This window comes from Hydrogenophaga sp. YM1 (genome assembly GCF_016903055.1).
GTDB classification, from domain to species: Bacteria; Pseudomonadota; Gammaproteobacteria; order Burkholderiales; family Burkholderiaceae_C; genus Hydrogenophaga; species Hydrogenophaga borbori.
The window spans coordinates 279,401-305,100 of record NZ_CP070223.1 but is presented as its reverse complement, the minus strand read 5'-3'; the positions used below and the strand labels follow the sequence as shown (position 1 = coordinate 305,100).

Below are 25,700 nucleotides of genomic sequence, written 5' to 3'. Positions count from 1 at the left end.
CGCGCCAACCACAGCCCCCACTCCATGAAAAACTTTGCCCTCATCGGTGCCGCCGGCTACATCGCCCCGCGGCACATGCGCGCCATCAAGGACCTTGGTCACCGCCTGTCTGTCGCGTACGACATCAACGATTCGGTCGGCATCATCGACAGCATTTCGCCCCAGAGCGAGTTCTTCACCGACTTCGAGCGCTTCCTGGAGCACGCCTACCGCCTGCGGCGCGACCCGGCCACCGCCCTGCACTATGTGAGCGTCTGTTCGCCCAATCACCTGCACCACGCCCACATCGCGGCTGGACTGCGGCTGGGTTGTGACGTGATCTGCGAGAAGCCCTTGGTGCCGACGCCGGCCCTGATCGACGAGCTGGCCGAGGTTGAGCGCGAGACCGGCCGTCGTGTCTACAACATCCTGCAGTTGCGCCACCACGACGCCATCCTGAAGCTGCGCGAAAAAGTGGCGGCTGCGCCCCGCGACAACAAGTTCGACGTCGAGCTGACCTACATCACCTCGCGCGGCAAGTGGTACATGGAAAGTTGGAAAGGCGACCCGCGCAAATCCTTCGGCGTGGCCACCAACATTGGTGTGCATTTCTACGACATGCTGCAGTTCGTCTTCGGTCCTGCGCTGCGCAACGAGGTGCATCTCAACGCCGAGGCCAAGGCCGCGGGCTACCTGGAGTACGAGCGCGCTCGGGTGCGCTGGTTCCTGTCCATCGACGCCGATGACCTCCCGGCCGAGGTGAAAGGCAAGAAGACCACCTTCCGCAACATCGACATCAGCGGTGAGCAGCTCGAGTTTTCCGAGGGCTTCACCGACCTACACACCACCAGCTACCGCGAGGTGCTGGCGGGCCGGGGCTACGGCCTGGCTGACGCCCGTCCCTGCATCGAAGTGGTGGACACCATCCGCAACAGCCCCCCCACGGCGGCGCGCGCCGGTGAAGGCCACCCCTTCCTGAAAGGACGGTCCGCTTGAACGGCGTGAGCGTCCACCCGAGCGCGGTCGTCGACGAAGGCGCGACGATCGGCGACGGCTCGCGCGTGTGGCACTTCGTGCACGTGTGCGCGGGCGCGCGCATCGGCCGCGGCGTCTCGCTCGGCCAGAACGTCTTCGTGGGCAACCGGGTCGAGATCGGCGACCGCTGCAAGATCCAGAACAACGTGAGCGTATACGACAACGTCACCCTGGAAGAAGGGGTGTTCTGCGGACCCAGCATGGTGTTCACCAATGTGCACAACCCGCGCGCGCTGGTCGAGCGCAAGCACGAGTACCGTCCCACCCTTGTGCGCCGCGGCGCCACGCTCGGCGCCAACTGCACCGTGGTGTGCGGAACCACGATCGGCGAGTTCGCCTTCGTGGGTGCGGGCGCGGTCGTCACGCGCGACGTTCCCGCCTACGCCCTCATGGTAGGCGTGCCGGCCCGCCAGGTGGGCTGGATGAGCGAGCACGGCGAACCGATTCCGCTGCCCCTGCAGGGCAGCGGCCACCACACCTGCCCGCACACGGGCACGCAATACCGCCTCAGCGGGCGGCAACTCAGCCGGGAACCCTCGCCATGAGCATTCCTTTCATTGACCTCAAGACCCAGTACCGCGCGCTGCAGCCGCAGATCCAGGCGCGCATCAACGCCGTGCTGGAACACGGCCAGTACATCATGGGGCCGGAGGTTCGCGAGCTGGAGGAAAAACTGGCCGAGCGCACGGGCGCGCGGCACTGCATCACCGTCTCCAGCGGCACCGAGGCCTTGCTGATGGGCCTGATGGCCCTGGGCATCGGGCGCGGCGACGAGGTGATCACCACGCCTTTCACTTTCGCCGCCACGGCCGAGATGATCGTCCTGGCGGGCGCCACCCCCGTGTTCGTGGACATCGAGCCGGATACCTGCAACCTCGACGCCACCCAGATCGAGGCCCGCATCACCAGCCGCACCAAAGCCATCATGCCCGTGAGCCTGTATGGACAGACCTCGGACATGGACGCCATCAACGCCGTGGCGGCCCGCCACGGCAACATCGCGGTGATCGAGGACGCCGCGCAAAGCTTTGGCGCCACCTACCGTGGCCGCCCCAGCGGCAACCTCTCCACTCTGGGCTGCACCAGTTTTTTCCCCAGCAAACCCCTCGGCTGCTACGGTGATGGCGGGGCGATCTTCACCAACGACGACGGCCTGGCCCAGGCCCTGCGCGAGATCCGCGTGCACGGCCAATCGCGCCGCTACGTGCACACGCGCATCGGCGTGGGCGGGCGCATGGACACGCTGCAGTGCGCCATCGTGCTGGCCAAGCTCGAGCGATTCGACTGGGAGATCGAACGGCGCCTCGCCCTTGGCGAGCGCTGGGGCCAGGTGCTGCGCGCCAGCGGCCTGCCCATCGGTCTGCTCGGCCGCCCCGCCGACCGAAGCTGCGTCTGGGCGCAGTACACCGTGTTCGTGGAGCAGCGCGCTGCGCTTCAAAAAGAACTGGAACAGCGTGGCGTGCCCACGGCGGTGCACTACCCGATGCCATTGAACCGCCAGCCGGCCTATGCCGGCCTGTGCCCGCCCCACCCCACACCGGCCAGCGACTTCGCGGCGGATCGCGTCATGAGCCTGCCCATGTCCGCCGATCTGAGCGAAGCCGTGCAGGACCGCGTGATCGAAGCCCTTCAGGACGCCTGCGCGTCCACCCAACCCTGAACTTCAAGAAACCCATCATGGACATCCAAGGCAAGAAACTCGTGGTGGTCGGCGGTGCCGGCCTGATCGGCTCCCACACGGTCGACCACCTACTGCGCGAAGACGTCAAGGAAATCGTGATCTACGACAACTTCGTGCGTGGTCGCGCCGAGAACCTGGCAGAGGCACTCAAGGACCCGCGCGTGCGCATCTACGAGGCCGGTGGCGACATCATGCAAACGGACATCCTGCAGTCGGCGTTCGACGGCGCCGACGGCGTGTTCCACTTGGCCGCGCTGTGGCTGCTGCAGTGCCACGAGTACCCGCGCACCGCCTTCGACGTGAACGTGCGCGGCACCTTCAATGTGATGGAAGCCTGCGTGGCCAAGGGCATCAAGCGCCTGGTGTGGTCCTCGTCGGCATCGGTCTACGGCGACGCCATCGAAGAGCCCATGACCGAAGACCATCCGTTCAACAACCAGAACTTCTACGGCGCCACCAAAATCGCGGGCGAGGCCATGATGCGCTCGTTCCACCACCGCTACGGCCTGAACTTCGTGGGCCTGCGCTACATGAACGTCTATGGTCCGCGCCAGGATTACCACGGCGCCTACATCGCCGTGATCATGAAGATGCTGGACGCCATCGACAAAGGCGAAAGCCCCACCATCATGGGCGACGGCTCCGAGGCCTTCGATTTCGTGGCGGTCGAGGACTGTGGTCTGGCCAACCTTTGCGCCATGAAGGCCGAGGCGGTCGACAGCTTCTACAACGTTGGCACGGGTCAGCGCACCTCGCTCAAAGAGCTCGCCGAAATGCTGATCGAGCTCACCGGCTGCAAGCAGCCCATCCGCTATGCGCCCCGCAGTCAGGCCACGCTGGTGCGCAACCGCATCGGCTCGCCCGTGAAGGCCACGCGCGAGATCGGGTTCACTGCGCGCATCGAGCTGCGCGAAGGCCTGCGCAAACTCATCGACTGGCGAGCCGCCCACAAGGCCGAAGTCGCCGCCCGCCGCGCCGCCGTCGGACTGCCCGCCTGACCCACAAGAGGACCCCATGAACACCACCACCGCCGCCATGCAGGTGCCCATCGCGCGCACCCAACTCACCGAGGAAGAAATTCAGAGCGTGCTCGGGCCGCTGCGCAGCGGCTGGCTTGTGCAGGGCCCCAAGGTGCGCGAGTTCGAGGAGAAATGGAGCGCCTTCACCGGCGCCAAGCACTCCATCGCCGTGACCTCCTGCACCACCGGCTTGCACCTGGCGCTGGCGGCCCTGGGCTTCGGCCCGGGTGACGAGGCCATCGTCCCGGCGTTCACCTGGATCGCCACGGCCAACGTGGTCGAGCACCTGGGCGGCAAGGTGGTGTTCTGCGACATCGACCTGGAGACATTCAACCTGGACCTGGCCGACCTCGAGGCCAAGATCTCGCCGCGCACGCGCGCCATCCTGCCGGTGCACCTGTTCGGCCTGCCGGCCGATATGGACGGGGTGAACCGCCTGGCGCGCGCGCACCAGCTGTGGGTGGTGGAAGACGCGGCCTGCGGCTTCGGCAGCCGCATCGGCGATCGCCACGTCGGCACCTTCGGCCACGCCGCAGCCTTCAGCTTCCACCCGCGCAAGGCCATCACCACCGGTGAAGGCGGCATGGTCACCACCGACGACGACGGGCTCGCCGTGACCCTGCGCCGTCTGCGCGACCATGGCGCGGCCATGAGCGATCTGCAGCGCCACCTGGGCCCACGCCCCTACCTGCTGGCCGACCACCCGGACGCCGGCTACAACCAGCGCATGACCGATATCCAGGCCGCTCTTGGCTCGGCCCAGATGGACCGCGCCGCGGCCATCGTGGCCGAGCGCCAACGGCTGGCGCGGGTCTACGACGAGGCCTTTGCGGGCCTGCCCTGGCTGCGCACGCCGGCCCATGTGCAGAACATGACGCACGGCTACCAAAGCTACCCCTGCCTGTTTCAGCCGGAGCCGGTCACGCGCGAGTCCATCCCCCGGGTCAACGCACGCCGCAACGACTGGATGGACCGGTTGCTCAAGGCGGGCATCTCCACCCGCCCGGCCACCCATGCGGTGCACATGCTGCAGTTCTACCGCGAGAAGTACCAGCTCTCGCCGGCGGACTTTCCCCAGGCCTGGGCCGCCAACGACTGCAGCATCTCCTTGCCCCTGTTCCACGGCATGAGCGAAGCCGAGCAGGCTTACGTGATCGACCAGGTCCGGAGCTCGAATCCCTGATGTGTGGCATTGCGGGTCTCATCGAACTTTCCGGTGACGCGGTGTCTCCGGTCATCCTGCAACGGATGACGGATGCCATTGCCCATCGCGGACCTGATGGTGAAGGCCATTGGATAGAAGGACCGGTAGGCTTCGGGCATCGGCGCCTGGCCATCATCGACCTGTCGCCTGGCGGGCACCAGCCGATGATCAGCGCCGACCACCGCTACGTCATCACCTACAACGGCGAGATCTACAACTTCCGCGAGCTGCGCGCCGAGCTTCAGGCGGCGGGCTACTGGTTTCGCTCGCAGTCCGACACCGAGGTACTGCTGCACGCCCTGGCCCATTGGGGGCCCGAGGGCCTGGTCCGGCTCAACGGCATGTTCGCGCTCGCCCTGTGGGACCGCAAGGAACGCCGGCTGCTGCTGGCGCGCGATCGCTACGGCATCAAGCCGCTGTATGTGGCGCAGCAGAATGGACGGCTGTTGTTTGCCTCGGAGCAGAAGGCGATCCTGGCCCATCCCGCCTTCCAGCGCCAACTGGACAAGCCAGCGCTGTTGGAATACCTGACCTTCCAGAACATCTTCACCGACCGCACCCTGCTGCAGGACGTACAGCTGCTGCCCGCGGGCCACTATGCCACGCTGGACCTGCGCCAGCCGAACGCGCCGCTGGAGCGCACGCGCTACTGGGACTACCGCTTTCGCGAACCCGACCGTCCGGGCCGGCGCGAGGAATACCTGGAAGAACTCGATCGCCTGTTCCGCCAGGCCGTCAACCGCCAGCTCGTGAGCGACGTCGAACTGGGCGCCTACCTGTCGGGCGGCATGGACAGCGGCTCGATCACCGCGGTCGCCGCCCAGTCCTTCGCCAACCTCAAGACCTTCACCTGCGGCTTCGACCTCAGTTCGGCCTCGGGCATCGAGCTGGCCTTCGACGAGCGCGTCAAGGCCGAGGCCATGTCGGCGCGCTTCAAGACCGAGCACTACGAGATGGTGCTCAAGGCTGGCGACATGGAGCGGTGCCTGCCACGGCTGGCCTGGCACCTGGAAGAGCCCCGCGTGGGGCAGAGCTACCCCAACTTCTATGCCGCCCAACTGGCCAGCAAATTCGTGAAGGTGGTGCTGTCTGGTGGCGGTGGCGACGAGCTCTTCGGCGGCTATCCATGGCGCTACTACCGCGCGGTGGTCAACCAGGACTTCGAGCACTACATCGACCAGTACTACGTGTTCTGGCACCGGCTCATTCCCAATACGGTCCTCTCCAAGGTGTTCGCGCCGATCTGGAGCGACGTGAAGCACGTCTGGACGCGCGACATCTTCCGCGACGTCTTCCTCACACACGACAACGAACTCGACCGGCCTGAGGACTACATCAACCACTCGCTGTACTTCGAGGCCAAGACCTTCCTGCACGGTCTTTTCGTTGTGGAAGACAAGTTGAGCATGGCGCATGGGCTCGAGGCGCGCGTGCCCTTCATGGACAACGACCTGGTCGACTTCGCCATGCAATGCCCGGTCAACCTCAAGCTCAACAACCTGGCAGAGGTGGTGCGCATCAATGAGAACGAGCCGGGCGGCAAGGCGGTCAAGTACTTCGAGAAGACCCGCGACGGCAAGCAGATCCTGCGCGACGTGATGGCGCGCCACATCCCCCCCAGCGTCACACAAGCCGAGAAGCAGGGTTTTTCCTCGCCCGATGCCAGCTGGTTCAAAGGCGAGAGCATCGACTTCGTGCGCCGCAAGCTGCTCGGGGGGCACTCCCGCCTGTACGACCTGCTCGATCGCGACGCCGTCGCGGGTCTCGTCAACGAGCACCTCGAAGGACGCCAGAACCGGCGCCTGCTGATCTGGTCGCTGCTCAACGTCGAGCAATGGCTCGCCACGACCCTGCCATGAGCGCCCTTCACACCCAACTGATCGAAGGGCCGGGCGACCAAGCCATCGAGGCCTTCGTCTACCGCGATCCGCGCACGCTGATCTACGCCAGCCCCGGCTACATCGGCCTGGTAGCGGCAGAAACACAATCCATCCCCTACTGGCTGACCGCGCAGGATGCCTCGGGCCTGCGCGCGGCTTTGCCTTTGCTGGTCAAGCACGGCGCCTTGGGCCCTGTGGTCAACTCGCTTGCCTTTTACGGCAGCAACGGCGGTGCCATCGTCCCCGATGGCGATCAGCAGGCCTGGCTGGCCGTGGTGCGCGCCTTCGACGCCTTCGGCGAGAACATGGGCGCCGTGGCTTCCACCTTGATCACCAACCCACTGGTCGCCGACCATGCGCTCTATGAGGCCCATCTGCCGCACGACCTGCGAGACGAACGCATCGGGCAGTTCACGGTCTTCCCCGAGGACCGGCAGCCGGCAAGCCTGATGGCCATGTTCGACGACCCGCGCCCGCGCAACATCCGCAAGGCCCAGCGCAGCGGTTTGACGGTCTCGAAGTCCCAGTCGGACGAGGCCATTGCGTTCCTGCACGCCACCCATGACCAGAACATCCGCTCGATCGGCGGGCTGCCCAAGCGACTCGGCTTCTTCCAGCAGATTCCCCAGTGGCTGCCACGCGACGCGTGGACCATTTACCTGGCCGAACTCGATGGCGAGCGCGTGGCCGCGCTGCTGTTGCTCTACGGCAATCAGACGGTGGAGTACTTCACGCCCTGCGTGGTTGAGCAACACCGGTCCTCCCAAGCCCTGCCCCTTCTGATCCACGACGCCATGGTGGACGCCATGGCGGCAGGCTATCGCCAGTGGAACTGGGGTGGCACCTGGTTGACGCAGGACGGCGTGTATGCCTTCAAGAAGAAGTGGGGCACCCAGGACATCCGCTACCACTACTTCACCCGGCTGCGCTCGGCCGGGCTACGAAACGCCACGCGCGAGACCTTGTTGCGCGAGTACCCCGGCTTCTACGTTTTGCCGTTTTCCGCCCTCGCGTCTGCCGGGGCGAACCAGGAGACAACATGAAAGACATGGTCGTCGTGGGCACCGCGCTGTTCGCCGAGGTGGTGCGCGACTATTTCCACGAGTACACCGACTACCGCGTGCGCGCTTTCGCCTGCCACGCGCAATACAAGAACCAAGACACGTTCGGCGGACTGCCCATCGTGACGGTCGAGGAGCTCGATCGTCACCACCCACCGGGTGCGGTCGACGTCTTCGTGGCCATCGGCTACCGCAAGATGAACAAACTCAGGCAAGCGACCTATGAGGAACTGAAGGCCCGGGGTTATTCCTTCGCCTCCTTCATCGCCCCCAACGTCAAAACCTGGAGCAGCAACCGCTTCGGCGAGAACGTGTTCATCTTCGAGAACAACGTCATTCAGCCCCACGTGCAGATCGGCAACAACACCATTCTCTGGAGCGGCAACCACATCGGTCACCACTCGAGCATCGGCAACCACTGCTTTATCTCGTCGCATGTGGTGGTGTCCGGCTCCTGCAAGATCGGTGACAACAGTTTTCTCGGCGTCAACTCGACGCTGCATGACAGCCTGAGCATCGGCGCCGAAAACCTCATCGGCGCGGGCGCCGTTATTGCTCGCGATACCCGCGAACGCGAGGTGTTCGTGCCCAGTGCCACCAAGGCCTTCCCCAAGACGAGCGACCAACTGGAGTTCTGAGTGGACCTGTCCAAGCCTCTGTCTCGCATCAGCGAGCTCTACAGCGACAACCTCGAGCGCAATGGCCCCGTCTCCACGGCCGTGGGCTGGAACACGCCCGAGTCGCAGCGCCTGCGGTTTGAAAAGCTGACTTCGGTCGTCGACGCCGGCGCCCAGCCTTTCAGCGTGAACGACTATGGCTGTGGCTATGGCGCGCACCTCGACCATTTGTTGGAGCGGGGAATGAAGGTCAGCGCTTATCACGGCTACGACCTCAGCGAAAAGATGCTCGACACCGCTCGCGCCCGCCTCGGCGGGTTCCAGGGCGAACTGGACCTGCGTCAGAGCACCACGCTAGAGACCGAGGCCGACTACACATTTGTCTCGGGCACCTTCAACGTGCGCTTCGAAGCCAGCGAAGACGAGTGGAAGCGGTTCATCCTGGGCAAGCTCGACGAAATGCACCGCCATTCGCGCAAGGGCTTCGCCTTCAATCTGCTGTCGACCTACGTGGACTGGCAAGAGCCCCACCTGTTCTACGGCGACCCCTTGTTCTGGTTCGACCATTGCAAGCGCAACTACTCGCGCCAGGTGGCGCTGCTGCACGACTATCCGCTGTATGAGTGGACAATCCTTGTCCGCAAGTAAGCACGCTCCCCCTTTGCTCCACGGACCCCGGTCCACAAACGCCCCATGGACATCATCGATACCTACAAGCGCGACGGGTTCGTTTGCCTTCCCAATGCCGTCGACCCGGCGGAGGTCAACGCCATCCGCCAGGAAGCCCAGGCCGTGTTTCGGCAAATGTTTGGCAAGAACCGCATCGTGGAACAGGGCCACGGCGAGCAGGGGTTCGCAGACGCACTCTATGCGCTGTTCAACGCCAACTACCAGGACTTCATCGGCGCCGCGCGCGCGGCGCAGCACATCCTTGGCATGCACCGCTTCGTCGTATCCGAGCGGATCACCCAGCTGCTGCAGCGCCTGGGTCTGACCATGCCCATCGTGTGCGTGAAGCCCATCATCTACTTCAACTCGCGCCACTTGGCCAAGATCGAAGGACACTACAAAACGCCGTCTCATCAGGACTGGCGCAGCATGCAGGGCAGCCTCAATTCGGTGGTGATCTGGGTACCACTCGTCGACATCGACGTGAGCCTGGGCGCCATCGAATTCATCCCCGGCAGCCACCTGCAGGGCCTGGCCCCCACCGAGAAAGACACCTGGTATCGGCACATTCCCAACTCGGTCGCGCCAGCCGAGGCCTTCGTTCCGGTCGAAGTCAAGGCCGGCGATCTCGTGGTGTTCTCGGCTTTCGCCGTGCACCGCTCGGGCAACAACGTGACGCAGGCCATCCGATGGTCGATCCACGTGCGATACAACGACGCCGCTGAGTCGACTTTCATCGATCGCGGCATGCCTCACCCCTACGCCGTCTACCGCCCCGAGCAGGAACTGGTCACGCCGGACTTTCCGACGCCGGAGCAGCTCAAGGCCGCCTTCGCATGATCACCGACCTGCGCGCCATTCCTCCCGGGCCGATCGCGCTCTACGGCTTTGGTGCTGTCGGCCGGTTCGTGTTCGACACCCTGAAGCGCGAGCGGCCCGACCTCCCCGTCATCTGCATCATCGATGACGGAAAGGCCGGCGGCATGCACGAGGGCATCACCATCTGCTCGGCCGAGCAAGCGCTCGAGCGGCAGCACAGCTTCAGCCGCATCCTCGTGGCCGGGCTGGCCTGGCGAGCGATGTCCCAACGGCTTGACGCCCTGGGCCTGCGAGCCCATGACCCCGTCGACCTCCTGCGCGGCCCCGCCTTGACGCAGGACATGGAAGTTTCCCTGCCGACCGGGTCGATGCGCCTGGCCACGCCGAACAGGCTGTCGGCCATCGTCGCCGAGCGCTTCTTCGACATCGAGCCAGACACCATTGCCTGGATGGATGCCTTTCCCGCAGGCGCCTGCTTCTACGACGTGGGCGCATCAAACGGCCTGTTCGCCCTGTATGCAGCCATCGCGCGCGCCAGCACGGTGGTGGCCTTCGAGCCGGACGCGCTCAACTTTGGCCTTATGAGCAAGAACCGCGTGCTGAACCAGGATCGGATTCAACGCCCCTTCACCGCTTTGCAGTTGGCTCTGTCCGACCGGCCCGCACTGATCGAACTGGTCTCGCCGGATCTGCCCTACGAGGGCGCACATGGAAAGTTCAGTGGTGCCGATCAACGCGCTGGCCTGGTGGAACGCGGTGTGATGTACGCGCAGCCCTGCCTGGCCGACGCCCTCGACTCGCTAATCGAGCGCTATGGCCTGCCCCACCCTGACTACCTCAAGGTGGACGTGGACGGCGCCGAGTTTGCTGTGCTCGAGGGTGCCCAGGGACTCCTGCAATCGGGCGGACTGCGCCAAGTGCTGATCGAAACCGAGGACGCGCTCGAGCCACGCTTGAGCGCCCACATGCGTCGCTTCGGCTATCGCCAACTGGCCGTTCACCGCATTCACGAAATGGTGGGTGGGCAGGTTCAGGGGGTGTCGAATTACCTGTACGGCCGCTCCTGACAGGAAGGAAGGCGCAAGCGCCATGCAATGGACCAAGCAAGGGCTGATCTACCGGCCCGATTCCACACTGCCCTGGCAGGCCAGCCACGCGGCGCTGCCCACGCGTTTACCTCTCGGCGGTAGCCGGTACCGCATCTTTTTCAGTTCGCGCGATGAGAACAACCGCGCCCATGTGGGCCACTTCGACATCGACCTGGCGACCGGAGTGACCTCGAACCCCGCGCGCGAACCGGTGCTGGTGCCTGGCGATTGGGGGCTCTTCGACGACCACGGCGTACAGGCCTGCAGTATCGCGTGCGCCGACAACGGCGACCTCTACCTTTACTACCTGGGCTGGAACACCGGCAAGAAAGATCCGTTGTTTTATGCTGCCATCGGCCTGGCCATCAGCCGGGATGGTGGACAGACGTTCAGAAAACACTCCCCCGCGCCCATCCTACAACGCAGCCGTTTCGACCCCTGGATGGTGTCTGGTGGCACCGTCATCCGCCAAGGCCCCGAGTGGTTGATGTACTACCTCTCCGGCTTCAAGTTCGAGTTCACCGCGGGGGGGGCTAGCTCCTGGTACGACATCAAGATCGCCCGCTCGCGAGACGGCATCGAGTGGACACGCTCGGGTGAAGTGGCGTTGCCGCTGCAAGACGACGAGACGAACATCTCGCGCATGACTATCGACGAGCACCACGGCCGCTACCGTGCGTGGTTCCCCGTCAAACGACGCGATGTCGGCTACCGATGCGGCTACGCGGAAAGCCTGGACGGGGTGACCTGGACGCGCCAAGCGGACCACTGCCTGCAAGTGAGCGAGAGCGGATGGGACAGCGAAGCGATCGACAAGATGGAAGTGATCCGTCACGGCGATCGGCTCTACATGCTCTACAACGGCAACCGATTCGGCCGCGACGGTATCGGCCTGGCGTATTCCGATGGCTGAGTTCATCCACTTCCGCGACATTGATCCCGCGCGAGCGAGCAGTTGGACTGGCAAGCGCGTGCTGTCTATCGACATCGACTGGGCGCACGACGCCGTGCTCGAAGACACCATCGACCTGATAGAGCGGGCGGCCATCAAGGCGTGCTTTTTCGTCACACACGACACACCCTTGCTGGCGCGTCTGCGGGCCAATCCCCTGTTCGAGTTGGGGCTGCATCCCAACTTCGACCCCTTGCTCAGTGGCGAGGCACTGCGCTCGGCCCGCGATATCGTGATGGACCTGGCACGCGTAGTGCCCGAGGCCAAGGTGCTGCGCAGCCACGCCATGACCACCTCCGGGCGCTGGCTGGAGCTCTACCGAGAAGCTGGCGTCACGCACCTGAGCAACTACCTCATGTTCGGCGATGCGAACATCCACCCCTTTCGCCAGCTCAATGGCCTGGTGGAAGCGCCGGTGCATTTCGCGGACGATGGCCTTCTGTTCCAGCGCGCCATGTCAGCGGTGAGCTTCCATCTGGACACCGAGCTTCTCGCAAGCGGTGGTGGACTGCGTGTCTACAACTTCCACCCCATTCATCTGTTCCTGAATGCCGAGAGCCTTGATCGCTACGGCGCGTCCCGCCCGCACGCCGGCGACCCGAATGCCTTGCGGCGACTGCGGTTCGACGGCGATGGCGCGCGCACCTGGCTGTCCTCCCTGCTTCGTTGATCCCTGCCCCGCCCATGCCCATTCCACCCGCGCGCGCGAAAAAGTATGCGCAGCAGCTCGTACAGAAATACGACATCGACTGCCGTGGCCTCACCATCCTGACCGAAGCGGCCTCAGGCACGTACCTGTTCAACCCCATGATGGCGTTGCTCGGCGGCGCCGAACGCGTGATCGCCTATTGCCGCAACAGCCGGTACGCCAGCACGCAGGAAGTCGAAGCCTCCATGCGGGCGGTCTATGCCGCGGCAGGGCTCGATGAACGCTGGGAGTTCCGCACCAGCCTATCGGACCACGACATCGCCGCCGCCGACATCGTCACCAACAGCGGGCACCTGCGCCCCTTCGACGCGGCGTTCCTGAACCGCATGAAGCCCACCGCCGTGCTGCCCCTGATGTGGGAGCCATGGGAGCTACGTCCCGGCGAGATCGACCTCGATGTCGCGCGGCAGCGCGGCATCCTCATCATGGGCACCAACGAACACGAGGCACCCTGTGATCTGCGGCCCTACAGCTTTCTCACCGCCATGCACCTCGCCATGAGCCACAAGGCCTCGGTAGCGGATGACCGCATCCTCGTCATAGGCGATCAGTACACGCTGGCACAACCCATGGAAGACGGCTTCCAGCGCCTCGGGATCGCGTGCCGGCGCATCGCGCCCACTTGCTCACCGGCCGAGGCCGCGCAAGCCGCGCAGTGGGCCACCTACATCATCGTTGCCGAACACGCGGACCACCGGCTTCTGGTGGGGCCCTCAGGCCTGATCGATACGCAGCAACTCGTTGCCGCCAACACCACGGGCGTTGGCGTGGTGTCCGGCCGCGTGGACCGCGACCACCTGGAGGCCCACGGCATCTCGGTCTACCCGGAACGCATGGCTCCCCCCGGTTTCATGTCGTACATGCCATCCGAGTTGGGGCCCTATTCGGTAATGGACTTGTTCGCCGCCGGCGTGAAGGTGGGCCAGGTGATGGCGCGGGCCCGTTTGGGAGGCATGAGCCTCGCCGAAGCGGCCCAACATGCGCTGAAGCACAGCCCGGCAATGGATCTGGAAGGAGACATGGCATGGACCTGAGCGACGAGGAAAAGCGGCTGCTCGACACGCTGCGCTCGCTGCACGGCAAACTGCGCGATCACACACACGCCACCTACCAGCGCATCAACCCCTTCTACGAAGACCTCTTCGAGTGGAAGGAGCGCGGCAAGTATTGGAGCGGCGAAGACGGTGTGACCATCTACAACTCCACGACGCTGGCGGGCAAAGTCGACATCGGAGCCCACACCTGGATCGGACCCTTCTGCTCCATCGATGGCACGGCGGGCATCCGCATCGGCCGGCACTGTTCCATCTCGGTCGGCACGCAGATCCTCACGCACGACTCGGTGCGCTGGTGCCTGTCGGGCGGCGTGGAGCCCTATGACTACGCCCCCGTTTCGATCGGCGATCACTGCTTCATCGGCTCGCACGCCGTGATTCTGAAAGGCGTGACGATCGGCAATGCCTGCGTGGTTGGGGCCGGAGCGGTCGTGACTTCCGACGTGCCCAGCAACACCATCGTGGCTGGGGTGCCAGCACGCCGCATCGGGCGCACGATCACCCGCGAAGGTGAGCGCGTGCAGTTGGTCATGGACGACAACGCCCCCCCGCCAGACGACGCAAGATCGGAGAGCACACAGCGATGAGCCGTTCTCCGTCCACGCACCAGCGCGCTCCGCGCATCTTCCTGGGGTTGACCGAGGTATCCGGCTACTACGCCCAATTGCGCAAAGGATTTGCAGAACTGGGTATCGAGTGCGTGCACATCCCCATCCAGGCCCACCGGTTCGCCTACGACGAAGCGCAGGACATGGGTTGGCCGGCTCGCCTGGCGCGTTTCTTCGTTAAGCGACGCGTAGCGGTGCCCGAAGCGGCGCACTGGCGGCGCCGGGCCTGGCTGGTGCCAGTGACGCTCACACGGGTGATCCTGTTCGTGTGGGCGGTGCGGCGTTTTGATGTCTTCATCATGGGCGGCGGTTCCAGTTTTTTCAGGTTCTGGGACCTGCCTGTGCTGCGCTGGCTGGGACGCCGGGTCATCTATGTGCTGCATGGCACCGACGCGCGCCCCGCCTACCTCGACGGATCGTTCTACCAGGAGCGACACGCCGCCACGCGGCAGACCGACCTCGACCCGCCGCCGCTCGACGACGAGCTCATCGATGCCTATGTGTCCGCGACCGCGGTTCGCCACCGCGACGTGAGATGGATCGAACGCCATGCGCACACCGTGGTTTGTGGCCCCGGGTTCGCTCAACTGCTGGACAAGCCATTCGTCAACTTTGCGGCTGTGGGCATTCCGTTCTCGCCCCCGGACACACGCTTGCCCGAGCCACGCACGCCCGACGGCCGGGTGCGCATCCTGCACGCGACCTCCGACATGGTCGGCCGCGGCACCCGCATCACGCGCCGCCTTATCGAAGAGCTGATCGAACGGGGCCTGCCCATCGACTTCATCGTCATGACTGGGCAACCGCACCTGCGCGTACTGGAGGAACTTCAGGCCTGCGACTTCGTGGTGGATGGCCAGTGGGCGGACACCCCCATGGCGGGCTTTGCGACGGAATCGGCCCGCTTCGGCAAGCCGGTGGTCATGGGGGGCTACTACGCGGCCAATGTGCGCCGTGACATGCCCCCAGAAACCATTCCGCCGACCTGCTTCACCACGCCCGACCAGATGCAGGCCACGATCGAAAGGCTGGTGGTGGATGCGGAGTACCGGCGCCAGGTAGGTGAGGAGATGCGCCGATTCGTGCTAGAGGCCTGGACCCCGAGAAGCGTGGCGGCGAAGTACCTGCAATTGCTCGAATGCCGTGCTCCCGAGTCGTGGTGGAACGACCCACATCGCAACCTATATCACTTGGGTGGCGGCCTGTCCGGCGACCGCATCCGCGCCATCGTGCAGGCAATCGTCGCCCGACACGGTGAACAAGCCCTGTTGCTTGAGCACAACCCAGCGCTGCGCGACATGCTGATGGCGTTCGTGCGCGAGACGCGGCACTGAACGGACCACGATGGGCCTGCAGCGACTCGGCCGGGACACCCTCCTCTACGGCCTCTCGACCCTGCTTGTCCGGGGGCTCCAGATCTTTCTGATCCCTGTGTACTCGCGGGCGCTGGGCTCGGGCGAGTACGGGGTCGTGGAAACCGTCGCCATCGCGGGCGCGCTGGTGAACCTGACGATCGCGCTCGAGATATCGCAAGGCATGGCGCGCTACATCGCCGACGCGCCCGATGAGTCCGCCCGGCGCGCACTGGCCAGCACGGCGGTCGCTTTTGCCGCGTTGGCCTATGCCGTTTTCGCGCTGGCTGTCACCGCCTTCGCCGACGGACTGGCCCAGTGGCTGCTCGCGGGGCAGGCTCCGCCTCAGACCCTTGTACTGGCCGCCTGCGCGATCGCCGTCAACGGCGTGTTCGTGATCGTGCAGGACCTGTTGCGTTGGCAGTTTCGGCCCGGCTCCTATGTCGCCGCCGCCATGGCCTATGCGCTGGGCAGCGCGCTGGTGGGCATCTGGCTGGTGACGGTGCAGGACCTGGGCGTTGCCGGCGTGTTCTGGGGACAGCTGGCCGGCGCACTGCTGGGGGCGGGGGTGTCGCTATCGCGCGCAGGCGGCCTGCTGTCACGCGTGTTCGACGTGCATCGGCTGCGCACCATGCTGCGCTACTCGCTGCCCCTGGTGTTGTCGGGCGCGGCGGTGTTCGGCAATCTGTTCATCGATCGCATCGTGGTGCGCGAACTGCTGGGGCTGGAGGCCCTGGGCGTCTACGGGGTCACGGCGCGCTTCGCCTCGGTCGTGTCGATCCTGGCCGTGGGCCTGCAGGCCGCTCTGTCGCCATTGGTGTTTCGCCACTGGCGCGAACCCGGCACGGCGGTCACGCTCGGACGCATCTGCCGCTGGTATCTGGTGGCCATGGTGGCACTTGTGGGCGGCATCGCCCTGCTGTCAGGGCCGATCATGGGCACGCTGACCGGTCCAGCCTTTCATGGAGGCAGCGCGGTGCTGCCTCTGTTGACGCTGGGCGCCATGTTCTCGACGCTCTACGTCTTCGCACCCGGCCTGTTCCTGGGAGAGCGCACCGGCCGCGTGGCCTTCTTGAACGTGGCAGGCGCGCTGGTCAACCTGGCCGCCGCGCTGCTGCTCACGCACTGGTTCGGGCTGCTCGGCGCAGCCCTCGCTGCTACGATCGCGCCCGCTTTCGTTTTTGCAGGTTACCTGGTCTTGGGTCGTCCCTGGTTCACCGTGCCTTACCGGGCGCCCAGAATCGCCTTCTCGCTGGCACTGGTTGTGGCACTGGTGCTCATGGGCATGGCCTGGCCGGCCACCCCCACGCTGTGGGACCCGGCCACACTGGCCAGCAAGGGCGCCCTGTGGTGCCTGTGTCTGGGCCTGGCCGTGGCGCTGGGCACGGACGCTGCCGATCGCCACCAAGTTTCACAAATCATGCGGGCCCTGGCCCGCCAACGCTCGCTTTAGAAAGACCAGCATGGCCATCGAGGGAAAACACATCGTCATCACCGGCGGCGCCGGCTTCATCGGCTCCACCCTGGCCGGCCGCCTGGCCGACCGCAACCGCGTGACGCTGTTCGACAACCTGGCGCGCAACACGATCCAGCACACCGGTGGCGCACAGCACCCCAACGTGTCGCTGGTGCAGGGCGACATCCTCGACCCCGCGTCGGTGAAACGGGTGGTCACGGGTGCCGACATCGTGGTGCACGCGGCCGCCATCGCCGGCATCGACACCGTGATCAAGTCGCCCGTGAAGACCATGGAAGTGAACATGATCGGCACCGCCAACGTGCTGCGCGCGGCGCAGGAAGCGGGCGTGAAGGACCGTGTGATCGAGTTTTCGACCTCCGAGGTCTTCGGCAGCATGGCCTACCGCGTGACGGAAGAGAACCACGCCGTCGCCGGCTCGGCCGGCGAGGCGCGCTGGGTGTATGCGGTCAGCAAGCTCGCCGGCGAGCACCTGGCGCACGCCTACTTCCGCGAGCACGGCATGCCCGTGGTAACGCTGCGGCCCTTCAACATCTATGGCCCGGGCCAGACCGGGGAGGGCGCGATCCAGATCTTCATTCGCAAGGCGCTGCGCAACGAGCCTATCTCCATCTACGGTGACGGCTCTCAGATCCGCGCCTGGTGTTTCGTCGACGACATGGTCGATGCCCTGATGCTCGCGCTGGAGCGGCCCGAGGCCATCGGTGAATCCTTCAACGTCGGCAATGCGCGCGCCGTGACCACCATCTTCGGCCTCGCGGAGGCCGTCTGCCGCGTGCTCGGCTCGCGGTCCGAGATCGTGTTCAAGCCCCCGCTGTCGGCCGACATCGAACTGCGCATCCCCGAGACCCGCAAGGCCGCGGAGCTGCTGGGCTTCAAGGCCAAGGTCGACCTGGAGGAAGGCATTCGCCGGACGGCCGACTGGTACCGCAGCAATGCCATCTGATGACCTGATCGACCTCGTGCTGGTGGGCGGCGGCGGCACCAGTGCCGACGTGCTCGCCATCGTCGACGACATCAACCGCGAAGCCCCGCGCTACCGCGTGCGCGGCCTGCTCGACGACGCCCTGGCGCGCGGCTCGTCGCGCTTTGGCGTGCCGGTGCTCGGCGGCTTGGGCGACGCACCGCAGTTGCTGGGCAACGGTCGCCTGGTCGATTGCCTGGGTAGCCCGCGCAGCAACACGCGTCGCGAGGCACTGCTGCAAGCCAAGGGACTGGCGGACCTGCCCTTTGCCAGCCTGGTGCACCCACGCGCTGTCGTGGCCGGCAGCGCCGAGATCGGAGAAGCTTGCATCGTCTACCCGAACGTGGTGCTCCTGGCTCACGTACGACTTGGCCGCCACGTGACGGTGTTGGCCAACTGCGTGCTCAACCACGGCGTGTGCGTCGAAGACTTCGGCATCCTGGCCAGCGGCGTCAACCTCTCCGGCCGTGTGCACGTGGGACGGGCCGCCTACCTGGGCTGCGGCTGCAATGTGCGCGAAGACATCCGCATCGGCGAAGCTGCGCTCGTGGGATTGGGCAGCGCGGTGGTGCGCGACGTGCCAGCCGGGGCCGTGGTCGCCGGCGTGCCCGCGCGGGAAAGACCCGCGGCATGAGGATCCTCGTGGTGGGCGGCATGTATCCGCCGATGCGCACCGGCACCGCTTTCTACACGCAGAACCTGGCCACCGAACTGCAGCGCCAGGGGCATGCGGTGGAGATCGTCACGCTGGGCGCCTCGCCGTCGCACGCCGTCGAGGACGGGCTGTCCGTGCATCGCCTGCCGGCCTGGCGCCTGCCGCTGGCCGGCTTCTTCAAGCACTACCAGCTGTGTGCCCCCAACCCGCTCAACTGGTGGCGGCTGGCGCGCATCGCCCGCCGCTTCCAGGCCGATGCGGTGCTGCTGGTGAACCACTACCTGGACATCGCATTTCCCGCCGCATTCGCCGCCTGGCGTGTGCGCGCACCACTGGTTTGCTCGGTCGGCACGCAGCTGCAGTCGCTCAACCCGCGCCGCGACCGCCTGCTCAACCGCCTCGACCGGCTCATCTGCGGGCGGGGCGTGTTTCCGTTCTGCGACGCGGTGGTGGCCTGGGACACGCAGATCCGCCAGTACCTGTCGGACGTGCAGGGCGAGCGCGTGCTGCGCAAGACGCACATCGTCAACTACGGCGTGGCGGGCGACAGCGCGGCGCTGGCGCGGTATTCCAATGACCACGCGTACCGAGGCCTCATACTCGGTGTGGGCGCGGTCAGCGAACAGCGCAGCTTCGTGCCCCTGGTCAAGGCCTTCGCCGAACTGGCGCCCGAGTTCCCCACGCTGAAGCTGCGCATCGTGGGCCACGTCTACTACGACGAGGCGCCGCGCCTGGCGGACAGCCTGGGATTGGGCGAGCGCGTCGAGTTCCTGGGCGAGCGACCACACGACGAGGTGCTCACGCACATGCAGGCCGCCGACCTGCTGTTCTCCTCGCTCACCGGGCGCTACGTGGGCATGGGCACGGCCACCATCGAGGCCATGCTGCTGGCCGTGCCGACGGTGGTCAATACGCCGCTCGATCTGCTGGGTACCGCCACCCTGGTCGACGGCGAGCACCTGGTGCAATGCACCGACCCCGCCCCATCCGCCATCGCGCAGCGTCTGCGCGCCTTGCTGGGCGACGAGTCCCTGCGCCGCCGCGTGGGCACCGGCGGACGCCGCTTCGTGCAGGAGCAGATGAACTGGCCCAAGGTCGCCCGCGACATGGCGTCCTTGCTCAAGGGACTGGTCCAGCGGCAAGGCAGGTCATGAGAGGCTGGAGACAACACGCCCTGACCATGGCCGGCCTGGCGGTGAGCCTGGTCGCGATCATCTGGTTGATGCGCAACTTCGACCTGGGGGCGGTGGTCCGCACGCTCGCGCACGCGAACGCCTGGGTGCTCGCGCCCCTGCCACTGCTGCTGATCGCGTCTTTCGCGCTGCGCGCCCAGCGCTGGCGGCTGGTGGTCGAGCATGATCCGCCGGTGCGCTGGTGGCCAGGGTTTCGCGCCTTGATGATCGGCTACCTGCTCAACAACGTGCTGCCGGCGCGCGCTGGCGACCTGGCCCGCGCGCTGGAGCTCGGCCGCACCGAGCGGATGTCGCGAACCAAGGTGTTTGCCACCCTGGTCGTTGAACGCACCGTCGACCTGGCGTTCATGCTGGCGCTGCTGTCGCTGGTTTTGCTGTCCTACCCCGCGATCCCGGCCTGGCTCAAGCAGGCCGGCGTGGTGGTGGCCGCGATCACCGCCACGGCCATCGCCGCACTCACGGCCGCTCACACCATGGGCGAACGCTTCCTGCCCTGGTTGCACGCGCGGCTGCTGCGGCGCCTGCCCGATCGCGCCGCGGGGCGCGCCCGCGAGATCCTGCAATCCGCGCTGGCGGGTATCGCGGGCGGCTTTCGCCCAGGGCGCTTCGTTGGCTTCCTGCTGCTCACACTGGCCATCTGGACCCTGGAGGTCTCCCTGGTGTGGCTCACCGCGCGCGCGCTGGGTCTCGACCTGGCACCCGGCAACGCCTTGTTCGTGCTGCTGCTGATCGCCATTGGCACCATGGTGCCGGCGTCCCCCGGCTTCGTGGGCACCTACGAGTTCTTTGGCGTGGCGGCCTTGGGGATGCTGCAGGTGCACGGCCCCCAGGCTTTGGCTTTCGTCGTGCTGCTGCACCTGGTGACCTTGCTCGGGTCTTCGCTGATCGGCGCGCTGTGCTTCCTGGCGCGACCGGCCGTGGCGTCGCCGCGCGACGTCGAAGCGCCGGACCTTGCGTCCGAGCGCCTCCCCGAGGACAAACCATGAGCGCCCACCCCACCGTCACCCTGGCCACGCTGCTGCTGGCGGTGCCGGTCACCACCGCGCACGCCCTGGCCTGCGTAGGGGCGGGTCGGGCCGTGCAATGGGCCTTGGGCCGGCTTGGTCCCGCACGGCCAGCGACCCAAACCTCGGACGCGTGGGTGGACCTGGCCACGCAGTTCCTGGCGGGTTTGATGGCCTTCAATGCGGTGTTCACCGTGCTGGGTCTCATGGGCCAGTTGCGACCCGTGCCGGTCGGTGTCGCGCTGGCCCTGGGCTGGCTGGCCTTGTTCCTCAGCCGCCCGCGCCTCGCACCAGCCCAAGCGATGCTGCGCGAGGCCTGGGACAGCGTCTGGCGCCTCAACTGGCCGATGCGCGGCCTGGCCGCGGTGGTGGTGCTGTTCTTCTTGTGCCTGGCACTGGCGGCACTCACCATGCCGCCCACGGGCGACGCCGAGGCCTTCTACCTCGCCTACGCGCAGATCATGGCCAGCAGCGGCGTGCTCGAGCCCATGCGCGGTACCTACGAGCCCTTCTCCAGCATCGGCCTGCCAGCAGAGTTGCACTATGCCGTGCTGATGCGTTGGCAAGGCACGGCCGCCGCCAAGTTCTTCGTCTGGCCGGTGGCGCTGGCCTGCGGGGTGTTCCTCTCGGGCATCGTGCGCCGCTGCGGCGGTGGCCTGGTGGCGCGCTGGATGGCCTGGACCATCCTGATTTCCTCGTCAAGCTTCACGCTGTACGTGTTCGACGGCAAGGTGGACCTGTTCGGTGCTGCCTTCGGCCTGGCTGCCCTGTACTGGCTGCTGAGCGACACACCGGCGAATGGGCGCACAGGCGCCCTGGCCTGGGCCGGCTTGATGGCCGGCAGCGCCACCGTCGCCAAGTTCTCGTACGTGCTGAGCTTGGGTGTGGCCATGCTGGTGCTGCTGATGTGGCAGCACCGCGGGCAGGAACGGGCCTATGACACCCGCGGCCTCTTGCGCACCGGCCTCGTGCTGGGCGCCTGGGCGGCGCTGGCCTGGCTGCCCCAAAGCCTCAAGAACGGGGTGTTGTACGGCGCACCCCTGGCGCCCTTCCTGGGCATGGGCGAAGCAGGCGCCTGGTTGAATCAGGTGTGGCATAGCCCCGAGGTGACTCGAGAAATCCTGCTGACCTATCCCTACGCGCTGGTGTTCGGCGACTACCCCATGCAGGGCGGTGGCGTCTCCCTGCTGTTGTTGGGCCTGCCCGCACTGACCTGGTTCGTGCGCCGGCGCCGCGCCAGCGATGAGCCATTGCTCGACAGCCCCGTGATCGCCGTGACCCTGGCCGCCCTGCTGTCCACCCTGGCCTGGGCGCTCATACGGCCCTCGGTGCTCGCGCCGCGCTACATACTCGCCACGCTCCTGTTGTTCGCGCCCCTGGCGTCGCTGACTGCGGAGGCGGCGCTGGCCGATCGGCGTTGGTGGCTGCGCCTGGGCGCCTTGGGCCTGCTGGCGTTGGCACTCTATTTCACCGTCAGCAAGGTCCGCTCGGGCCCGCACAATCTTTACCTGCTGCTGACCCACCGAGCCGAGCGCTGCCTCAAAGCCAGCGAGTCCTGCAAACCCTTATCCGCCCTGGCCACCGAGGGCCAGCCCGGCGAGCGTGTGTTCTTGGCCGCCTACTACGGCTACTGGCTGCGTCCAGACCAGCTGCAATGCCAGGCCAGCCGGGCCGAAAAGGAGGGCGTGCGCAAGGCCAACGACGTGCTGGCGGCCCTGCAGGCGGGCGGCTTTCGATACATCGTGGTGGAGCGCGACTCCCACGGCGAGTTGCTCGGCCGCCTGCTGCAAGCGCAGGCCCCCGTGCACCACGTCGTCGAATACGGCAATGTCGTGGTGTATCGCGTGCCGCCGGCCGTGACGGCACAGCCGCCACAATGCGTCGAAACCCGTCCTGGCGAATGGAAGGTCTTGCCACACGGAGCCCCGAAGTGAGTCAGTCCGCCCCATTGGTATCCATCGTCATCCCTGCCTACAACCACGGCGACTACCTGGCCGAGGCGATCCGCAGCGTGCTGGCGCAGGATCACGCGCCGCTGGAGTTGATCGTGCTGGATGACGGATCGACCGACCATACGCCAGAGGTGCTGGCGCGCATGGACGGCGACTTCGTGCGCGAACGGCACGCCAACATGGGGCAGGCGCGCACGCTGGAAAAGGGCTGGGCCATGGCCAAAGGCTCCATCCTCGGCTACCTGAGCGCCGACGACACGCTGGCCCCGGGCGCGGTGAGCGCCGCGGTGGCCGCCTTGCAGGCCGACCCGCAGGCCGTGGCGACCTACTGCGACTACCACCTGCTCGACCCGCAGTCGCGCCCCGTGCGGCAGGTGAAGGCACCTCCCTACGACTACCGTGCCATGTTCGTCGACGTGGTATGCCCGCCCGGACCGGGCGCCTTCTTCCGCCGGGATGCCTATGAGGCGACCGGCCCGTGGAATCCCGCCCTGCGGCAGATGCCCGACTACGATTTCTGGCTGCGCCTGGGGCTGCGGGGGCGCTTCGTTCACGTCGAGCGGCCGCTGGCTGGCTTCCGGGTGCATGACCATTCCCAGTCGTTCGCGCCCACCACGCCACAACGCGCCGCCGAGCCCGTCACCATCATCGAGAGCCTGCTGCGCACGCCGGGCGTGGCGCCAGACATCGTGGCCCAGGGAGCGCAAGCGCTGGCCCATGCGCACCTCATCAGCGCGCAACTGCATTTGCGAGCGGGCCGCTGGGGCGCGGCGGCCCGCTCCGTGCGTGCGGCATGGTCCCAATCCTGGTCGCGCGTGCTGTCCGTGCGGGCGCTGCGCCTGCTAAGCAATGCCTTGTTCAATCGCGCAGGTCACCGATTGTTGTGGGTCCTGCGCTCCGGCCTCTCCGCCCGAAACCCATGAGCCACGACCCCGTCACCCGCCGCTACACCGAAGGCGACTACGCGCAGCAGAACCCCGACTGGGACAGCGCCGATTCGCCCTGGAAGGCCCAGCAGGTCCTCGCCTTGCTGGCGCGCCACGGCCTGGCGCCGGCCAGCGTGGTCGAGGTGGGCTGCGGCGCGGGCGGCGTGCTGTCTGCGCTGCGTGCCCAACTGCCGCAGGCCGATCTGCAGGGTTTCGACATCGCCCCCGGTTTGCCCGCGCTGTGGGAGCAGCGCCGAGCCGATGGCATCCGCTTCACCCTGGGTGACTACCTGTCCAGCGACGGCCCTACGCCCGAACTGACGTTGATGCTCGACGTGCTCGAGCACCTGGGAGATCCCTTCGCCTTTCTCGCGGGCCTGCGCGAGCGAACTGCGTGGACCGTGTTCCACATCCCGCTTGACCTCTCGGCCATCAGCGTGCTGCGCGAGCGCCCCCTGTTGCACGTGCGCCGCAAAGTCGGTCACCTGCACTACTTCACGCGCGGGCTGGCCCTGGCCATGCTCGAGGAATGCGGCTACGAAGTCGTGGAGGCCCGCTACACCGGCGCTTCGCTCAATGCCCCCCGCCGATCGTTCAAAACCCGGCTCGCGGGCCTGCTGCGTCGGGCGGTCTACGCCGTCAATCACGACCTGGGCGCGCGCCTGATGGGGGGGGAAACCCTGCTGGTCCTTGCCAGGCCCAAGGAGACCGCGTGACGCTGATCGTTCACGCGCCCAACGTTCATCATGGCGGCGGACGCACCTTGCTGCTGTCCGTGCTGAACGCCGCCGCCGCGCAGGACAGCATTGCGTTGCTTGATGCGCGGCTAGACACCTCGAGCCTGCCGCCGAATCTCGTCCTCGAGCGCTTTCGGCCCACTTTGCTGGGGCGATGGAACGCCGAAAGGCGCGTCCGGCGGCTCAGTCAGCCCGGCGACACGGTGCTGTGTTTTGGCAACCTGCCCCCCTTGTTTCGCAACAAGGGGCGGGTGGTCGTGTTTCTGCAGAACCGCTACCTCTTTGGACAACGGGACTTGCGCGCATTTGCTTGGCGGGATCGCTGGCGCATCAGGCTGGAGAGATATTGGTTTTCTCAGCGCCTGGACACAGCAGCGATGCAGGTCTACGTGCAGACCGCGTCCATGGCGGATGAACTCCTGCGAGAAACCGGCGTTGTGGCTCGCGTGTTCCCGTTCATCCCGACCGAAACCCCATCGACGCCCGACCCCGGCCGGGTCGAGCCGCCTGAATTTGACTTCATCTATGTGGCCTCTGGCGAGCCTCACAAGAACCACCGTCAGTTAATTGATGCGTGGACCTTGCTTGGAACACAGGGCGCGTTCCCCTCTCTGTGCCTGACGCTGGACCCCAAAAAACACACGGCGCTGCTCCACCATCTGCAACAAGCGCAAGAGCGCCATGGCCTGAGGATCACCAACCTCGGCACAGTGGCCCCCACCGACATGGCGCGTTGTTACCAGCGATCGCGCGCATTGATCTACCCATCGACGCTGGAATCGTTCGGGCTTCCGCTCATTGAAGCGGCGCAACGGGGTCTGCCCATCCTCGCATCCGAGAAAGACTACGTGCGCGACGTAGTCACACCCGCCGAGTCGTTCGACCCCAACTCACCTTTGTCCATCGCGCGCGCCGTGAGCCGCTTTTTGCGGCAGAACCAGGCGCCGCGGCCCGTGTTGTCCGGCGCGGCCTTCTTGAGCGAGGTCATAGGCGCAACCACGCCGCCGCAGTCCGCCAGCAAGTGACCCCCCACGTAAAATCCGTTCTCATCACGGCCGAAGACA

Annotated in this window: 25 protein-coding genes; all 25 read left to right on the top strand. The window is 66.3% G+C overall.

The window, feature by feature from the left end:
- The first annotated feature begins 24 nt into the window (after positions 1 to 24).
- From JNX00_RS01480 to JNX00_RS01360, 25 genes are read left to right on the top strand one after another with little or no spacing between them, the layout of a single operon-like run.
- Positions 25 to 975, top strand: a complete 951-nt coding sequence (locus JNX00_RS01480) for a Gfo/Idh/MocA family oxidoreductase (RefSeq protein ID WP_204743878.1) — start codon at positions 25 to 27, stop codon at positions 973 to 975.
- A gap of 5 nt (positions 976 to 980) precedes the next feature.
- Positions 981 to 1,559 carry an acyltransferase gene (locus tag JNX00_RS01475; protein ID WP_204744976.1) on the top strand — a complete coding sequence of 193 codons (579 nt, stop codon included), beginning with the start codon at positions 981 to 983 and terminating at the stop codon, positions 1,557 to 1,559.
- A gap of 2 nt (positions 1,560 to 1,561) precedes the next feature.
- The gene (locus JNX00_RS01470; protein WP_204744975.1) at positions 1,562 to 2,674 is read left to right on the top strand and encodes a DegT/DnrJ/EryC1/StrS family aminotransferase; all 1,113 of its coding nucleotides are present in this window, start codon (positions 1,562 to 1,564) and stop codon (positions 2,672 to 2,674) included.
- A 17-nt stretch (positions 2,675 to 2,691) separates the two neighbouring features.
- Positions 2,692 to 3,693, top strand: coding sequence for an NAD-dependent epimerase/dehydratase family protein (locus JNX00_RS01465; protein WP_204743877.1), 1,002 nt, complete (start codon positions 2,692 to 2,694; stop codon positions 3,691 to 3,693).
- 16 nt (positions 3,694 to 3,709) lie between these two features.
- Complete coding sequence (locus JNX00_RS01460) at positions 3,710 to 4,897, top strand: DegT/DnrJ/EryC1/StrS family aminotransferase (protein ID WP_239478229.1); 1,188 nt, start codon at positions 3,710 to 3,712, stop codon at positions 4,895 to 4,897.
- Positions 4,897 to 6,777, top strand: a complete 1,881-nt coding sequence (asnB, locus tag JNX00_RS01455; RefSeq protein ID WP_204743876.1) for an asparagine synthase (glutamine-hydrolyzing) — start codon at positions 4,897 to 4,899, stop codon at positions 6,775 to 6,777. Before JNX00_RS01460 ends, asnB begins: the two co-directional genes overlap by 1 nt.
- A complete protein-coding gene (locus tag JNX00_RS01450) occupies positions 6,774 to 7,841 on the top strand; it encodes a GNAT family N-acetyltransferase (RefSeq protein WP_204743875.1) in 1,068 nt (355 codons plus the stop codon). The genes asnB and JNX00_RS01450 overlap by 4 nt, the downstream gene beginning before the upstream one ends.
- Entirely contained in the window at positions 7,838 to 8,497 is a 660-nt protein-coding gene (locus JNX00_RS01445; protein WP_070400234.1) for an acetyltransferase, read from the top strand. Before JNX00_RS01450 ends, JNX00_RS01445 begins: the two co-directional genes overlap by 4 nt.
- Positions 8,498 to 9,124: a class I SAM-dependent methyltransferase gene (locus tag JNX00_RS01440; protein ID WP_204743874.1), complete on the top strand. Its 627-nt coding sequence runs from the start codon at positions 8,498 to 8,500 to the stop codon at positions 9,122 to 9,124.
- Between the two features lie 45 nt (positions 9,125 to 9,169).
- Positions 9,170 to 9,985 (top strand): phytanoyl-CoA dioxygenase family protein, encoded by an 816-nt coding sequence (locus JNX00_RS01435; protein WP_204743873.1) that lies wholly within the window; start codon positions 9,170 to 9,172, stop codon positions 9,983 to 9,985.
- A complete protein-coding gene (locus JNX00_RS01430) occupies positions 9,982 to 11,031 on the top strand; it encodes an FkbM family methyltransferase (protein ID WP_070400232.1) in 1,050 nt (349 codons plus the stop codon). The genes JNX00_RS01435 and JNX00_RS01430 overlap by 4 nt, the downstream gene beginning before the upstream one ends.
- Positions 11,032 to 11,053: 22 nt before the next feature.
- A complete protein-coding gene (locus tag JNX00_RS01425) occupies positions 11,054 to 11,965 on the top strand; it encodes a hypothetical protein (RefSeq protein ID WP_204743872.1) in 912 nt (303 codons plus the stop codon).
- Positions 11,958 to 12,674 carry a hypothetical protein gene (locus JNX00_RS01420; protein WP_070400230.1) on the top strand — a complete coding sequence of 239 codons (717 nt, stop codon included), beginning with the start codon at positions 11,958 to 11,960 and terminating at the stop codon, positions 12,672 to 12,674. The genes JNX00_RS01425 and JNX00_RS01420 overlap by 8 nt, the downstream gene beginning before the upstream one ends.
- A 14-nt stretch (positions 12,675 to 12,688) precedes the next feature.
- Positions 12,689 to 13,747, top strand: coding sequence for a hypothetical protein (locus JNX00_RS01415; protein ID WP_070400229.1), 1,059 nt, complete (start codon positions 12,689 to 12,691; stop codon positions 13,745 to 13,747).
- On the top strand, positions 13,738 to 14,355 hold the full coding sequence (locus JNX00_RS22465; protein WP_204743871.1) for an acyltransferase: 618 nt from the start codon (positions 13,738 to 13,740) through the stop codon (positions 14,353 to 14,355). Before JNX00_RS01415 ends, JNX00_RS22465 begins: the two co-directional genes overlap by 10 nt.
- Positions 14,352 to 15,710, top strand: coding sequence for a hypothetical protein (locus JNX00_RS01405; protein ID WP_204743870.1), 1,359 nt, complete (start codon positions 14,352 to 14,354; stop codon positions 15,708 to 15,710). The genes JNX00_RS22465 and JNX00_RS01405 overlap by 4 nt, the downstream gene beginning before the upstream one ends.
- Positions 15,711 to 15,720: 10 nt before the next feature.
- Positions 15,721 to 17,181: an oligosaccharide flippase family protein gene (locus JNX00_RS01400; RefSeq protein ID WP_204743869.1), complete on the top strand. Its 1,461-nt coding sequence runs from the start codon at positions 15,721 to 15,723 to the stop codon at positions 17,179 to 17,181.
- Positions 17,182 to 17,191: 10 nt separating this feature from the next.
- On the top strand, positions 17,192 to 18,151 hold the full coding sequence (locus tag JNX00_RS01395; protein WP_070400225.1) for an NAD-dependent epimerase/dehydratase family protein: 960 nt from the start codon (positions 17,192 to 17,194) through the stop codon (positions 18,149 to 18,151).
- The gene (locus JNX00_RS01390; RefSeq protein ID WP_204743868.1) at positions 18,141 to 18,803 is read left to right on the top strand and encodes a hypothetical protein; all 663 of its coding nucleotides are present in this window, start codon (positions 18,141 to 18,143) and stop codon (positions 18,801 to 18,803) included. The genes JNX00_RS01395 and JNX00_RS01390 overlap by 11 nt, the downstream gene beginning before the upstream one ends.
- Positions 18,800 to 19,978 carry a glycosyltransferase family 4 protein gene (locus tag JNX00_RS01385; protein WP_204743867.1) on the top strand — a complete coding sequence of 393 codons (1,179 nt, stop codon included), beginning with the start codon at positions 18,800 to 18,802 and terminating at the stop codon, positions 19,976 to 19,978. Before JNX00_RS01390 ends, JNX00_RS01385 begins: the two co-directional genes overlap by 4 nt.
- A complete protein-coding gene (locus tag JNX00_RS01380) occupies positions 19,975 to 21,003 on the top strand; it encodes a lysylphosphatidylglycerol synthase transmembrane domain-containing protein (RefSeq protein ID WP_204743866.1) in 1,029 nt (342 codons plus the stop codon). The genes JNX00_RS01385 and JNX00_RS01380 overlap by 4 nt, the downstream gene beginning before the upstream one ends.
- On the top strand, positions 21,000 to 22,955 hold the full coding sequence (locus JNX00_RS01375; RefSeq protein ID WP_204743865.1) for a hypothetical protein: 1,956 nt from the start codon (positions 21,000 to 21,002) through the stop codon (positions 22,953 to 22,955). The genes JNX00_RS01380 and JNX00_RS01375 overlap by 4 nt, the downstream gene beginning before the upstream one ends.
- A complete protein-coding gene (locus JNX00_RS01370) occupies positions 22,952 to 23,896 on the top strand; it encodes a glycosyltransferase (RefSeq protein ID WP_175442873.1) in 945 nt (314 codons plus the stop codon). Before JNX00_RS01375 ends, JNX00_RS01370 begins: the two co-directional genes overlap by 4 nt.
- Positions 23,893 to 24,615, top strand: coding sequence for a methyltransferase domain-containing protein (locus JNX00_RS01365; protein WP_070400220.1), 723 nt, complete (start codon positions 23,893 to 23,895; stop codon positions 24,613 to 24,615). The genes JNX00_RS01370 and JNX00_RS01365 overlap by 4 nt, the downstream gene beginning before the upstream one ends.
- Positions 24,612 to 25,661, top strand: a complete 1,050-nt coding sequence (locus tag JNX00_RS01360) for a glycosyltransferase (RefSeq protein ID WP_204743864.1) — start codon at positions 24,612 to 24,614, stop codon at positions 25,659 to 25,661. The genes JNX00_RS01365 and JNX00_RS01360 overlap by 4 nt, the downstream gene beginning before the upstream one ends.
- Positions 25,662 to 25,700: the final 39 nt, after the last annotated feature.